The organism is Streptococcus oralis, from assembly GCF_965111685.1.
GTDB lineage: Bacteria > Bacillota > Bacilli > Lactobacillales > Streptococcaceae > Streptococcus > Streptococcus oralis_B.
In genome coordinates, this window is the sequence record NZ_OZ217340.1 from 1804053 (window position 1) to 1817429 (window position 13377).

Sequence of the window (13377 nt, forward strand, 5' to 3'; positions counted from 1 at the left end):
AAGACCTTATTTATCTTTCATCAAATCTAGCAAACGATCTTCCATCAGTTTGGCAACGTGCTGGTCTCGACAAATAACCAATAAGGTATTAGCACCAGCAACCGTTCCTAATATCCATTCATCCTTGTTTGCATCTACAATGTTTGCTAAGACTGCAGCTTCCCCAAGTTTAGTATGAAGTACCAAGGTGAACTCTGCTCTTGCAACTCCTTCTAAATGATGAGACAAAAACTCAACTAAATCAATCTTATCTGTCTCATTTGCTAGTACATAATACACCATATCATTTTTCTTAACCTTGGTCAAGCCGATTTCACGCAAATCACGTGACAAAGTCGTTTGTGTCACATAAACATTACGAGCTTCTAAACGATCTTGAATCTCTTTTTGTGTCCCAAGTTTTTCTTCGGTGATCATCTTTTTAATCAATTGATGCCGTTCTCTTTTTCTCATATCATCCTCTTAAGTGAATATTTATAACAAATTTTACATTTATTTTATAACTATATTATACCAAAAAAAATAGAGAATTCAAAAAAATTCTTTTCTTTCTCAAAAAATGTAGTAAATTGTGTTAAAATAGTAAAAAAGCCCAAAAGGAGCCCTTATGAATACAAAAGAATTGATTGCTAGCGAGTTGGCTAGCGTCATTGATAGCCTGGATCAAGAGGCTATTTTAAATTTACTGGAAACACCTAAAAACTCAGAAATGGGAGACATCGCCTTCCCTGCCTTTTCTCTAGCAAAGGTCGAGCGTAAAGCTCCGCAAATGATTGCAGCAGATATTGCTGAAAAAATCAATAGTCAAGCCTTTGAAAAGGTTGTTGCTACAGGACCTTACGTCAACTTTTTCCTTGATAAAAGTGCTATTTCGGCTCAAGTATTGCAGGATGTTATCACTGAAAAAGAGCACTATGCCGACCAAACCATTGGCAAGCAAGAAAATGTCGTTATCGATATGTCTAGTCCCAATATCGCAAAACCATTCTCTATTGGGCACTTGCGTTCAACGGTTATCGGAGATAGCTTGTCACATATTTTCCAAAAGATCGGCTATCAAACAGTCAAGGTCAACCACCTAGGAGACTGGGGCAAACAGTTTGGAATGTTGATTGTTGCCTACAAGAAATGGGGAAATGAGGAAGCCGTTAAAGCTCATCCAATCGATGAACTTCTAAAACTTTACGTTCGCATTAATGCTGAAGCTGAAAAAGACCCTAGCTTGGATGAAGAAGCACGCGAATGGTTCCGCAAACTGGAAAATGGAGATGAGGAAGCCCTCGCTCTCTGGCAATGGTTCCGTGATGAAAGTTTAGTGGAATTCAACCGCCTTTACAATGAATTGCAAGTCGAATTTGACAGCTACAACGGGGAAGCCTTTTACAATGATAAGATGGATGCTGTTGTAGACATTCTCGCTGAAAAAGGACTTCTTGTTGAGTCAGAGGGAGCCCAAGTTGTCAATCTTGAGAAATATGGAATTGAACATCCAGCCCTTATCAAAAAATCTGATGGTGCAACTCTCTATATCACACGTGACTTGGCTGCAGCCCTTTACCGTAAAAACGAATACCAATTTGCAAAATCCATCTATGTTGTTGGTCAAGAGCAATCTGCCCACTTCAAACAACTCAAGGCAGTACTACAAGAGATGGGCTATGATTGGAGCCAAGACATTGTCCATGTTCCATTTGGATTGGTAACAAAAGAAGGGAAAAAACTCTCTACTCGTAAAGGAAATGTCATCTTGCTAGAACCTACTATTGCAGAGGCTGTTAGTCGTGCCAAGGCCCAAATCGAGGCGAAAAATCCTGAGTTAGAAAATAAAGACCAGGTTGCCCACGCTGTTGGAGTTGGGGCTATCAAGTTCTATGATCTTAAGACCGACCGTACAAATGGATATGACTTCGACCTTGAAGCTATGGTATCCTTTGAAGGAGAAACTGGACCTTACGTTCAATACGCCTACGCTCGTATCCAATCTATCTTGCGCAAAGTCGATTTCAAACCAGATACAGCTGGCAACTACAGCCTGAATGATGCTGAAAGCTGGGAAATCATTAAACTACTCCAAGACTTCCCACGTATTATCAATCGTGCGGCAGATAATTTTGAACCTTCTATCATTGCGAAATTTGCGATTAGTTTGGCTCAAGCATTTAACAAATATTATGCACATACACGTATCCTAGATGAAAGTCCTGAGCGCGACAGTCGTCTGGCCCTCAGCTACGCAACCGCAGTCGTCCTCAAAGAAGCTCTTCGTTTGCTCGGAGTAGAAGCGCCGGAGAAGATGTGATTCAGTACTAACAATTGGAACTAAAGTTCCTAATTGTTAGACGCTAGCCGCTATATGCGGACTAGCTAACTGCTTCACTAATTCACCTAACCAAATAATATCGATTTGGTTAGGCTCATGTCGTAATCTTTTAATCACTTTATTGTAAAGCAGTCTAATACTCAATGAAAATCAAAGAGCAAACTAGGAAGCTAGCCGCAGGCTGTACTTGAGTACGGTAAGGCGACGCTGACGTGGTTTGAATTTGATTTTCGAAGAGTATAAGTAACTAACGCCAAATCCTCTCAAAGATTTGGTTAGGCGCTTCACTAACTTGTCAAACTAAATAACATCGATTTAGTTTGATTTAGGTTCTAATCTTTTAAATTACTTGAAAGCAATCTGAACGGTTGAGGCAAAATAATATTTATATTTTGGTCGGCGTTGCAGCTATTCAATAAAACAATTTATTCACTTTTACTATTTCTTTATCATATGGGAGATTCCTTATGAGCCAATATGCTTATATCCTCGTTATAATTAGCTTAGTTTTCCTTTTTCTGCTCAATAAGTACGAGAAGGAAAGACTTCAAAGGCTCTACCAAGAGCAACTCTTGAAGGATGAAACATTTAGGTCTGACATCAAAGAAAAAATTCAAACGACTGAAAATATCAATGATGTCATTGCGCATATCAATAAAACTTACCATCTGGGAATATTGCTCTCAAAAGACGTCACAGATCAATTGAAATAATCAAAATCCGAGAAGCTTTCTTCTCGGATTTTTTGGGCTTAACCATATTCTCCTTAGGGTAATTTCATTGATTTATGTAAGTTTTGCTGTAATTTTCTAACTTTTTTCAAAACATTCTTGCATTTCTTTTAAGTTTTTTGTAAAATAGAAGCTAGCTATTCAGATTATTCTGAAAATTCAAAAACAGGAGCATCTATTATGTCACAAGTTACTTTATCAAGCCAGTCAACCTGGGCAAGCAAACTTAAGGCAATGGGACCAGGAATCCTAATGGCTTCTGCCGCCGTTGGAGGTTCTCACATTGTATCCTCTACTCAAGCTGGTGGTTCTTATGGTTGGTCACTACTCCTCTTGGTTATCTTGGCCAATGTTTTTAAATACCCATTTTTCCGTTTTGGTGCCGAATATACTGCCGACACTGGCAAGACCTTGGTCGAAGGCTACGCCGAAAAAGGGAAACTCTATCTCTGGATTTTCTTTGTCCTCAATGTTTTCTCTGCCATGGTCAACACAGCTGGAGTCGCTATCCTTTGCTCAGCCATCATCGCTAGCGCCTTCCCAATGATCGGTCTTAGCATCACTCAATGGTCCCTTATCCTTGTTGCAGTCATTTGGGCCATGCTACTCTTTGGTGGCTACAAATTATTGGATGGTATGGCAAAATGGATCATGTCAGCTTTGACTATTGCAACTGTTCTTGCAGTTATCATTGCTGCAATTAAGCATCCAGAATACAGCTCTGATTTTGTCGAAAAGACACCCTGGCAAATGGCGGCCCTCCCTTTTATCGTTTCCCTCTTAGGATGGATGCCTGCTCCTATTGAAATTTCAGCCATCAATTCACTCTGGTCTGCTGAAAAGAAAAAGACCGTCAACTTTAATACAGCAGACGCTCTTTTCGACTTTAACGTTGGTTACATTGGAACTGCTATCCTGGCTGTATTCTTTGTAGCACTCGGAGCACTCATTCAGTATCCTACAGGACAAGCGGTTGAGGCCGCTTCAGCCAAATACATCTCTCAATTCGTGGGTATGTATGCCTCTGTTCTTGGAGAATGGTCCCGTTATTTGATCACCTTTATCGCCTTTCTTTGTATCTTTGGAACAGTCATCACCGTTATTGATGGTTACTCTCGTGTCAATCAGGAATCGCTGCGACTCTTGATTCGTCAAAAAGAGGATTCTCGCAAATCTTTGAACATCTGGATGACCATTACCGCTATCATTGGTATCGTAATTATTAAATTCTTTGCTGGTCAAGTTTCCACCATGCTTCGCTTTGCCATGATCGGTTCTTTCCTGACAACACCATTCTTCGCTCTCTTGAACTATGTTTTGGTGACACGTGAGAATAAAAATCTTCCTTCCTGGCTAAAACTCCTTGCTATCGCAGGATTGATTTTCCTATTTGGCTTTGCTATTTTCTTTATCTATGCACTTGCCATCGGAAAAGCAGGATAGTTTATAAAATGGCACCCTTACAGGGTGCTTTTTGCATACTCAAAAGCAGTTGAAAATCTCAACTACCCCTCAGTACTACTTTATTTTTCTGTTTCTAATTCATACAAATCTGCAATAATCGCTGCAACCTTTTTAATATCTCCCAGCATGCCACGCATTTCAAAGTCTGCTAGGACCGGGAAGCCAAAGCGCTGGCTATACTGCTTGGCAGTCAAACAGTATTGATTATTAAAATTGCGATTACCAGATCCCACTACACCAAAACACTTACTAGCATTGTCTCCATAGGCGATAAAATCACCCACTGGAGTCGTTAAAATCTCAACATCGCCGTTATCTACACCATTTCCACCTTCTAGATAGGTGGGTAAAAAGGCGACATAAGGATGGTCCATCTCAAAGAAATCTTTCCCTTCCTTGACCAGATCCTTGATATGGATGTTTTGGACCTCAATCCCTTCGTGCTGGGACAGGAGATAGTCCTTAAGTCGGGTTACAAAACTCTCTGTATTTCCACTCAAACTGATATAAACTAACGATATTTTTTTCATCTTGACCTCGATTTTTTGTTTACGATTTAAAAAGAACTACCAAGATTGTAACTTGATAGTTCTTTTTTGTCAATACTTATGCAACTTCTTCTGCTTCGACTTCTTCGGCCAAATCTTTTTGCTGGCGCCACATCTTGTAAAAGACTAAAGCTAAAAAGAGGACATTAATGATGATGAACAAAATATTCGTTCCTTGTGCTAATGCTCCCATTCCTAAGCCGAGAGTAGTATCTTTGATTAATTGAACCGCATCTTGAACGTTCATATAGCTATAAACTAAACCAACAATCGCTAGTAAAACATAACCAACATAAGCATAGTTTGCAAATTGGACGTTTTTACGAACTAAGAACACAAAGGCTACCACAACTAGAATAGCAGATAAAACAATCAAAACTACATTAAAAATTGAGTGCGATGATGCTGTTACTTGGTAAGTATAGTTAACCGTGTCTTCTATTTGCTGAGCAGTAAGGGACCCACTATTAGATAGACTTGTACGAAGAACATCTTTACTTGGTAATGGACTCAAGATTCCAAATAATGACATAGATGAAATGAGGGCTGATAGGACTAACAAGACCCAAAGATAAATAGGATTCTTTTTCATGTTTTCCTCCATAATATATTTTGAATATTATAGCATTTTTTGTACAGGAATACAACTTTTACAAGCTGGTTTCAACCTGTTTCCGATAAGCTTTCGGTGATTTTCCGCACAATTTACGGAAAACCTTGTAAAAATAGCCGACGTTACTGTAGCCAACTGCATAGCAAATATCTTCAATACTATCACTGGTCGAAAGCAAGAGTTGCTGCGCTGCCTTAATCCGCTGTTTATTGAGCAATTCCGCAAAAGTCGAGTTGGTTTCTCTCTTGATCAGCTGACCGAGATAGACAGGATTGATAAAGAGATCCTTGCTAATATCCTTAAGCGAGAGATCTTTCTGATAATCACGCCCAATCACCTCCAGAACGCTCACCACATTTTCATTCATGCGGTACTGGCCAAAGAACTTGGTCAAGGTTTCTTTGATATAGGCAACCAATTCTTCAAAGGTGTTAATGGCATGGGTAGCTTTTACAATCTCGGTCATATCATCTGCTTTTAGGTGTTCAAACAAATGAAAGACATCCATGACAAACTGGGTGAAAAGCTGCTTCGTAATGGCCACGCGCGGGGTATTCTCCAAAACGACCTTCTCTAGCAAGGTCAATTCTTCGATGATTTGATTGATATTCCCTTGGATAATCACCCGATAAATCGGTTCGTAATAAGCAAATAAACTCTCGGATTTTTCTAGATTGACTGAACCGTAGAATAGGGCTTTTTCAGCATTGATCTTCCAATTTTCAAAGGACTGCTGGTAGGGTGCTTTAAATGGTGTTACGATGATGCCATCTAGTGGCTGATCAGAGATGAAAATCTGCCAGTCTTGCCCCAAAACGTAGTAAGGAATGTTAAAAGAGCCCTGCTTTTCCTTTGAAAGTCCTATCCACCAGCTGTCTTTACCTGACAGGTAGTTAGTAAATCCTGTCTCATCCAATTCTTGACTGAGGGTCTGACTTTTCTCCACCTTTTCCTGAAGCTGTCGCGCAATCTTTTCTAATAAATTGCCCAACTCCACTTTGTCTACTGGCTTGACCAGATAATCCACGACACTAAGGTTCATGGCTTTTTTGACGTAGTCAAACTCCTGATAACCAGACAGCAAGATATAATAGGTATCTGGAAGTAGCTCTTTCATTTCCTTAATCATCTCAAGTCCGGTCTTATCTGGCATGTTGACATCGGAAAGGACTACATCTACTGGATTTTTCTTAACATAGTCCAAAGCATCATCTGCGTGATTAGCAGTTGCGACGACTTGCATATCCCATTTTTCAAAGGGGATTAATCGCTTGAGCCCCTCTGTCACCATGTACTCATCGTCTACTAATAAAACTTTATACATTTCTACCCTTTCTATTCATCCTGGATAGTGATATGGTAACGAACACCCTCTTGCTCAGCTGACTCTACACTGATTTGGTAGCGATCCCCAAAGTAGAGAACAAAGCGTTCGTGTACATTGACTATTCCAATTGACTGCCGCTCCCCACTATAGCTTGCCTCGTGTTCAAAACTTCGTTGAGCTAATTTTTCTTGCAAGCTAGCTAGTTTCTCAGCGGTCATGCCCCGACCATTGTCTTCCACTAGGATTTCAACGAAGCCTTGGCCCTTCAAGGCTTTGATACTGATGACATTATCCGTTCTGCGATGGTCAACACCATGGGCAAAGTAGTTTTCTACTAATGGTTGGAGTGTAAATTTTGGAATTCTCATTTCTTCCAATTCTGGTGCAATCTTGAAACCATAAGCAATGGATTTAGGATAACGTACCATACAGAGATAGCTATATTTTCGGCAAAATTCCAACTCCTGCTTCAAGGTCGTTTCCCGCTCGTCGGAGATATTGTTGCGTAACAAGCTACTAAATTCATAGATAATATCTGCCAGTTCATCCTGGCTTTCCATAACGGCATACATCCGTAAAAACTCCAGAGTATTGTACATAAAGTGAGGATTGATTTGAGCCTGCAGGGCTCGCATATTGGCATCCTTTTGACTGAGCTCTAGCTGATAGATATCGTGGATATTTTTTTCCAGGCGATCCAACATATCATTAGTTGTTTCTGCAATGAGAAGCAACTCTTGGTCTTTTTCAGAGGTATCGATTCGAAGGCCTTCTTCCCCTTGAGCAATCATCTCGATCGAATCTACTAGGTCTACGGCCTGCTTTTGGTAATTTGAAAAAGTCTGTCTAAGGGTCACGTACAAAATGATGATAAAGAGAATACTTAGCCCAATAATGACAGCTGAACTCGTCAAAGTTCCTGTGAGAACAAAATTTTTAGGAACAGCAACTCGAACCTGATAACCGTGAGAGGTAACACCTACAAACCAGTTTTCTCGCTCGGCTGATACCTCCTCCCCAATATGAAACATCTCGGTCTCAAAAGGCGAAGTTACTGTTACAGCCATTGGGATATGACCCCGAGTATTATCAATAGCGCCGTGTAAAACATCTGGGGATAGGGAGATATAGATCACTCCTAAATCCTTGTCAGACACAGGATCAGAAACGGGAATGGCAAAACTATTGGCTGTCGGCTTAAAACTCTCCGCAGGAACTTTCTCTCCACTGCGTTTCTCTCTAGTCGAAACATACACTTCCTTATAGTCCTGAAGAACAATGGCCACTCCAGTCACAAAATCATTCCGAACATAGAGGTCATCAATATTTTCATACAGGGAAACCGAGATATAAGGCGAAGTTTTACGCTCTAATTGCCAATAGAAATAGTCTGGTGTGCTGAGACTGAAATACTTGTAAATCCCTTCAATGCGGGCCTGATTTTCAACCAAAGACTGAGCAAGTTGGGTTGACTCTCTGTGATAATATTCCACTTCACTCACTGTCCGAGTGGTCACACGTTCTGCAACCCGTTGGGCCTCTTTCTCACGTGAGTCCCAGTCAGCATACGATAGCATCATCGCAAAACTGGCAATGACCACGATCATAACCAAACTATAAATCCGTAAAAGAGAGTGAAGCCAAAACTGCTTCATTCTATTTTGTCGCCAATTTTTCATGGATACTTTCATAAATAGGTTCCAACATATCACTGATAAAGAAATGCCACATTCCAATTCCTACAAAAAAGAGCAAGGCAGGCATATAATAACCAACTCCTACAAGGAGAGTCGTCCCGAGTAAAACCTTGGCAATCGCAGGTAGGCTCATAAAAATCCCGATAAGGGACAGTTTCAAGGTATTTCGGTAGGATAAATCAAAGTACACCTGAAGTTTCAAGGAAACAATATAGGCTAGAAAGACAAGAGCAACTACAAGGACATTGAGAAAGGTTGCCAAGAGGTGGAAAATCGTCTGGTGGGGCAATTGAACTAGAAGATATAAACCATAAACTAGGACAAGATCCACAAACACAAAACTATAGAAAGCAAGATTGCTCTTGACAAAATTGCTCTTATACAATTCCCAAGCTTCCTTCAAATGGTATGCTCGATAGGTATAACCATGCTCCGCATACAAACTCATCAGGGTGGCACTAGCTGGTGCTAGACCAAAGACCACTCCTCCTGCTAGTGTTAATAACCAGAAATAAGCCGTCGCAATCATTCCCAAAAAGATACGATTAAAGACGAATTCTAGAAATTTTCCCATGCTACTCTCCTTAAACTAACGATGTAACTATTATATCATATTTCAAACGTTTTCAAAAATATAGAACTCCCATTTACAATCCTCAAAAAGCGTGATACAATTGGTTTTGTTAATTCGCATCAAGGAGATTCTCATGAAGAAAAATATCTTAACCACCCTCTTAGCTGTCGTCCTCTATTTCCTCTGTCTAGGGATTGGAGTAGTACTTGGACACCTGGTTGACCAGACAGGCAATATGTTCTATGCGCCTGCCTTTTCTGCCCTTGTCGGTGGCAGTGTCTACATGCTTCTTTTGACGAAGGTCCCTCGTTTTGGCGCTATCACCACTCTAGGACTTTTTATGGCACTTTTCTTCCTAGCTAGCAAGCATGGCGCTGGTGCCTTTCTCCCAGGACTCGCTTGTGGTCTTGCAGCAGATGCCATCGCTCGTCTCGGAAACTACAAAGACCGAATCAAAAACACCCTCTCCTTCCTCGTCTTTGCTTTTAGCACAAGTGGCCCTATCTTCCTCATGTGGATCCGTCCCAAAGCTTACATGGCCACCTTACTTGCGCGTGGGAAATCCCAAGAATACATTGACCGTATCATGGTCCCTCCAGAGTTGGACAAAATTTTTCTCTTTGTCGCAAGCATTCTCCTAGGTGCCTTGATTGGGGCTGTGGTTGGGCAATTTCTAAGTCAAAAAATAGCTGATAAGATATAAGGTAAAAGCCCTGAAGACTAGCAATGCCTAGTTCCAGGGCCTTTTTGTATACAATATTAAAATTCACTATAGATAAATTCTTGAATATTCGAAAAATCTGTCACAAAACAGTAAATCACGATGCTCAAGATAACCGTATAAAAAAATAGTGTCCATAAGATTAAACGATGTGTGTTAGTTAGCTTGGTTTGCAAATTTGTAAAGTTCTTTTTCAACTTCCATCCATCCTTTCACTCCAACGTGCATCACGTCAAATAAAAAGTAATCATCATACTCTCTGTTTCCATAGTTTAGTACCGTTGCCCCATGGCTTTTTGCGACATCTTCTATTTTTTTATAAGTTTTTTCCCGCATCTCTCTTGAGACACCCGTATAGTCATTCCATTTCCCGTTTACTGGAAAAATAATGACCTCAACTTCAATGCCCAATTCCTTGGCAACTGTCAAGAAGAGTTCCATATCTGAATACTCTGGTGACTCCAGATAGCTCAAATCTTTATTGGAATCTTTCAGCGATGCATAGCGATCTTTTAAGTAGGTATTGTAGTAGTTATTATCAACAGCATAGTCATTATTGTCTGTTTTCTTTTTGACTTCTTCCACAAACTGATTCGTCATTTTCTGCCAATCATAGTTTGGGGTTTTATCTCCGAGTATAGGGTAGTCTGATTTCCCTTGTTTCTGATAGAATTTATTTTTTAGTTTAAAGGAATAGATTGCATTGTCTAACTCCAATAACTTCTGATCAACAATTGTTCCTTCACCTTCTATGAAATAACTCTTGTACTTCTTATAAAGATCATTTTGAAGCTTGTTTCCTTTAGTAATTTCGATAATTCTATTAATGAGCTTCTTCTTAGTCTCTTTGCTAATTTTCTCATTAGAAAGTGTATGAAAAATATGTTCCTGAGAAGCCTTGTTCAAAAAGGCATCTTGATGGGTCCCATCTTTTTCAAACCACTGAACAGACTCTACTATAGCTACTTTTCGCTTACTCATAGATCCTTCAATAGAGCCCAAGGTCGTAGCCTGAATGATGTTTTGAGAATAGCTGGTCCCAATCTGCATGATATTAAAATCGTTGTAGTTAAAAATTTTATTTGGATGATAGTCTTCATTTATCGTTGCAACCAACTCTGAAGAACCCATTAGAACCAGTGTATTTGGAGTGATATTACTTGTCAGAATATCTCTACTTTTATATTTTTCATACGAAGTGCTATAACGAATACTGTTATCCTTGACTTTATAATATTCATCTATTTTCTTTATTTTTGTATGATTTATAAAGATAAGCGTTACGATTACTAACACAATCGATAGTAAAAATGCTTTTAATTTAATCATCTCGTTTTATCCTATCCCTTCAATCTGGCAGACTTCTTTTCAATCTTTTATCTCTTTAAAATCGTAAGTAAGATCTTATAGGGTTCACCTGAAAAGATAAAGAAACCAACCATAACCAAATTCATGGTCACAAACCAACTTAATAGCTTATACCAGTTTTTGTTTTTATTTTTCTTATAAAAATTGCTTTTCTTTTGATACACTTCAAATCCAGCCATCAAGACACCATGGTAAAAACCATAGACAATATAGCTTACACTAAGGCCATGCCAAAAACCCATGACCAACATATTGACCATATAGGCATAGGTTGCATTGTGTAGTCTATTTTTAAACCATTTTTTCCTGATAACCTGCATCAATACTCTTGAAAATACAAAATCTCTCAACCAGGTCGACAAGGTGATATGCCATCTGGTCCAGAAATCCTTGATATCGACACTCAAGAAAGGTTTGTTAAAGTTCATCGGTGTCTGAATACCTAGAATATTACTACTTCCAACGGCCATTAGACTATAGCCTGCAAAGTCGAAGAACAGATACAAGGTATAGAGGTACATATACTTGATTGAATAAACGACTGTGCCAGTATTATTTAGAGCGAGTAACATCTGGTAAACATAGGTTGATAAAACAACCTTGTAAAGAAGGCCTAGAACGATACGATACACACCGTCCCCTGCTAACTCTAGATACTCTTTTCGAGGCATGACCTCGTTTATCTCTTTTAAAAATCTCCTACTCCGATCAATCGGACCAGCACTAACTGTTGGGAAAAAGAGCAAAAACTGTAGATAATCTTTTACACTGATTTTTTCTTTGATCAAGCCATCCGATATCTCTAACATGATCTGAATGGTCTTAAAGGACATGTAAGAAATTCCAATAAAGGCCAACAAATGCAGAGAAGTCAGGGCAAAGACTTTATTGATTACTAAAGGAAGAATGGAAAGGAAAACCAGTGGTTTCAGCCACTTTGCTTCTATCCTCTGTGCTAGAAAAACCAGAAAATACTGGTAAACGATAAAGATGAGTAAATAGACAATCATCGCTCGACTCTTACCATAGATAGCTCCTGCAAATAAGAGAGAGAGCGCTAAAATATAGTAGTCCTTACGTTTTTCAAAAAAGTTTACCACAAAACCAATCAGTAAAACTACAAATAAGAGAAGGAAAAACTCATTCCCCTCGAAATAATTCATACCAGCCAAACTCCTTTACATTATCATCCTTCTACAGCAAACATTCTGATTTGCCAATTGAGGGACCTTTATTTATTATAGCATATTTTCTAAAAAAATCTTTCCTCTTCTTGCATTTCGGTGAGAAAATAAAAAGGAGTCTCGTTGGGCTCCTTCCATTATTTATGACTTAATTTCTTGGTCAAGAAATCTCCCAAGAACTGGATTGTAAAGATAATCAAAATGATAATGATAGTTGCCAAGATGGTCACATCGTGATTGTAACGATTGAATCCATAGGCGATGGCCACGTTACCGATACCACCAGCACCAACCGCACCGGCCATTGCTGTTTCCCCAACAAGGGAAATCAAGGTCACAGTCGTCACACGAATCAAATCTGGAAGACCTTCTGATAGGTAAACACCCACGATATCCCAGAAGGTCGCTCCGCTCGCTTGAGCCGCCTCAATGACACCGCCATCTAGCTCAGCCAAGACCACCTGCACCTGACGGGCAAAGAAGGCAAAGACTGCAAAAGAAAGGGGAACAAGAGCTGCATTGGGCCCGATACTAGTCTTCACAATCAAGTGAGAAAGTGGAGACAAGATTGCCAAGAGGATGATAAAAGGAACCGCACGGAAAATAGAGGTAATCTTGTCTAAAATCCAGAAGATAACCTTATTTTCCAAGACACCGCCTGGCGCTGTCAAGACGAGGAAAAGACCTGCAACGAGCCCCAAGAATCCTCCGATGATGAAGGAAAGAACTGTCATATAAAGAGTTAGGTAAATGGCTGTTCCCCAGCCTGCCTGACCAGACCAGCCCATCTTATAGACATTTGGTAAGTAAGTTTGAATCAACTCTGTCAT

13 protein-coding genes are annotated in these 13377 nt (G+C 39.7%); 4 read left to right on the forward strand and 9 right to left on the reverse strand.

Features of this window, described 5'->3' with window-relative positions; genetic code table 11:
* Window positions 1-6: 6 nt before the first annotated feature.
* Window positions 7-453 carry an arginine repressor gene (gene argR, locus ACLV7H_RS09245; protein WP_001231483.1) on the reverse strand — a complete coding sequence of 149 codons (447 nt, stop codon included), beginning with the start codon at window positions 451-453 and terminating at the stop codon, window positions 7-9.
* Between the two features lie 154 nt (window positions 454-607).
* Here argR and argS point away from each other — a divergent pair, with 154 nt between their 5' ends.
* From argS to ACLV7H_RS09260, 3 genes are all read left to right on the forward strand, one after another.
* Window positions 608-2299 carry an arginine--tRNA ligase gene (argS, locus tag ACLV7H_RS09250; RefSeq protein WP_411866989.1) on the forward strand — a complete coding sequence of 564 codons (1692 nt, stop codon included), beginning with the start codon at window positions 608-610 and terminating at the stop codon, window positions 2297-2299.
* A gap of 488 nt (window positions 2300-2787) precedes the next feature.
* Window positions 2788-3033, forward strand: a complete 246-nt coding sequence (locus tag ACLV7H_RS09255; protein WP_411866990.1) for a MarR family transcriptional regulator — start codon at window positions 2788-2790, stop codon at window positions 3031-3033.
* A gap of 198 nt (window positions 3034-3231) precedes the next feature.
* The gene (locus ACLV7H_RS09260) at window positions 3232-4494 is read left to right on the forward strand and encodes an NRAMP family divalent metal transporter (protein WP_411866991.1); all 1263 of its coding nucleotides are present in this window, start codon (window positions 3232-3234) and stop codon (window positions 4492-4494) included.
* Window positions 4495-4574: 80 nt separating this feature from the next.
* On the opposite strand, the gene nrdI is transcribed toward ACLV7H_RS09260, so the two are convergent.
* The 5 genes from nrdI to ACLV7H_RS09285 all read right to left on the reverse strand — a co-directional run bounded on the left by nrdI (window position 4575) and on the right by ACLV7H_RS09285 (window position 9274).
* Window positions 4575-5045, reverse strand: a complete 471-nt coding sequence (nrdI, locus tag ACLV7H_RS09265; protein WP_125388581.1) for a class Ib ribonucleoside-diphosphate reductase assembly flavoprotein NrdI — start codon at window positions 5043-5045, stop codon at window positions 4575-4577.
* A gap of 76 nt (window positions 5046-5121) precedes the next feature.
* Entirely contained in the window at window positions 5122-5655 is a 534-nt protein-coding gene (locus tag ACLV7H_RS09270) for a hypothetical protein (RefSeq protein ID WP_045592780.1), read from the reverse strand.
* A gap of 58 nt (window positions 5656-5713) precedes the next feature.
* Window positions 5714-7000 carry a response regulator gene (locus ACLV7H_RS09275; RefSeq protein ID WP_411866992.1) on the reverse strand — a complete coding sequence of 429 codons (1287 nt, stop codon included), beginning with the start codon at window positions 6998-7000 and terminating at the stop codon, window positions 5714-5716.
* Between the two features lie 11 nt (window positions 7001-7011).
* Window positions 7012-8682 (reverse strand): sensor histidine kinase, encoded by a 1671-nt coding sequence (locus ACLV7H_RS09280; protein WP_411866993.1) that lies wholly within the window; start codon window positions 8680-8682, stop codon window positions 7012-7014.
* Entirely contained in the window at window positions 8660-9274 is a 615-nt protein-coding gene (locus ACLV7H_RS09285) for a YesL family protein (protein WP_045592774.1), read from the reverse strand. Before ACLV7H_RS09285 ends, ACLV7H_RS09280 begins: the two co-directional genes overlap by 23 nt.
* 133 nt (window positions 9275-9407) lie before the next feature.
* Here ACLV7H_RS09285 and ACLV7H_RS09290 point away from each other — a divergent pair, with 133 nt between their 5' ends.
* Window positions 9408-9977 carry an MptD family putative ECF transporter S component gene (locus ACLV7H_RS09290; RefSeq protein WP_045592772.1) on the forward strand — a complete coding sequence of 190 codons (570 nt, stop codon included), beginning with the start codon at window positions 9408-9410 and terminating at the stop codon, window positions 9975-9977.
* 174 nt (window positions 9978-10151) lie between these two features.
* Here ACLV7H_RS09290 and dltD read toward each other — a convergent pair whose 3' ends face one another.
* The 3 genes from dltD to ACLV7H_RS09305 form a co-directional block, all read right to left on the reverse strand.
* On the reverse strand, window positions 10152-11324 hold the full coding sequence (gene dltD, locus ACLV7H_RS09295) for a D-alanyl-lipoteichoic acid biosynthesis protein DltD (protein ID WP_045592768.1): 1173 nt from the start codon (window positions 11322-11324) through the stop codon (window positions 10152-10154).
* A 47-nt stretch (window positions 11325-11371) separates the two neighbouring features.
* Window positions 11372-12526, reverse strand: a complete 1155-nt coding sequence (gene dltB, locus ACLV7H_RS09300) for a D-alanyl-lipoteichoic acid biosynthesis protein DltB (protein WP_411866994.1) — start codon at window positions 12524-12526, stop codon at window positions 11372-11374.
* Between the two features lie 158 nt (window positions 12527-12684).
* On the reverse strand, window positions 12685-13377 hold the full coding sequence (locus ACLV7H_RS09305; RefSeq protein ID WP_007520846.1) for a methionine ABC transporter permease: 693 nt from the start codon (window positions 13375-13377) through the stop codon (window positions 12685-12687).

Bases quoted from the DNA above. Each gene is read 5' to 3' on its own strand.
- argR (WP_001231483.1), bottom strand. From the start codon at position 453: ATGAGAAAAAGAGAACGGCATCAATTGATTAAAAAGATGATCACCGAA.
- argS (WP_411866989.1), top strand. From the start codon at position 608: ATGAATACAAAAGAATTGATTGCTAGCGAGTTGGCTAGCGTCATTGAT.
- ACLV7H_RS09255 (WP_411866990.1), top strand. From the start codon at position 2,788: ATGAGCCAATATGCTTATATCCTCGTTATAATTAGCTTAGTTTTCCTT.
- ACLV7H_RS09260 (WP_411866991.1), top strand. From the start codon at position 3,232: ATGTCACAAGTTACTTTATCAAGCCAGTCAACCTGGGCAAGCAAACTT.
- nrdI (WP_125388581.1), bottom strand. From the start codon at position 5,045: ATGAAAAAAATATCGTTAGTTTATATCAGTTTGAGTGGAAATACAGAG.
- ACLV7H_RS09270 (WP_045592780.1), bottom strand. From the start codon at position 5,655: ATGAAAAAGAATCCTATTTATCTTTGGGTCTTGTTAGTCCTATCAGCC.
- ACLV7H_RS09275 (WP_411866992.1), bottom strand. From the start codon at position 7,000: ATGTATAAAGTTTTATTAGTAGACGATGAGTACATGGTGACAGAGGGG.
- ACLV7H_RS09280 (WP_411866993.1), bottom strand. From the start codon at position 8,682: ATGAAAAATTGGCGACAAAATAGAATGAAGCAGTTTTGGCTTCACTCT.
- ACLV7H_RS09285 (WP_045592774.1), bottom strand. From the start codon at position 9,274: ATGGGAAAATTTCTAGAATTCGTCTTTAATCGTATCTTTTTGGGAATG.
- ACLV7H_RS09290 (WP_045592772.1), top strand. From the start codon at position 9,408: ATGAAGAAAAATATCTTAACCACCCTCTTAGCTGTCGTCCTCTATTTC.
- dltD (WP_045592768.1), bottom strand. From the start codon at position 11,324: ATGATTAAATTAAAAGCATTTTTACTATCGATTGTGTTAGTAATCGTA.
- dltB (WP_411866994.1), bottom strand. From the start codon at position 12,526: ATGAATTATTTCGAGGGGAATGAGTTTTTCCTTCTCTTATTTGTAGTT.
- ACLV7H_RS09305 (WP_007520846.1), bottom strand. From the start codon at position 13,377: ATGACAGAGTTGATTCAAACTTACTTACCAAATGTCTATAAGATGGGC.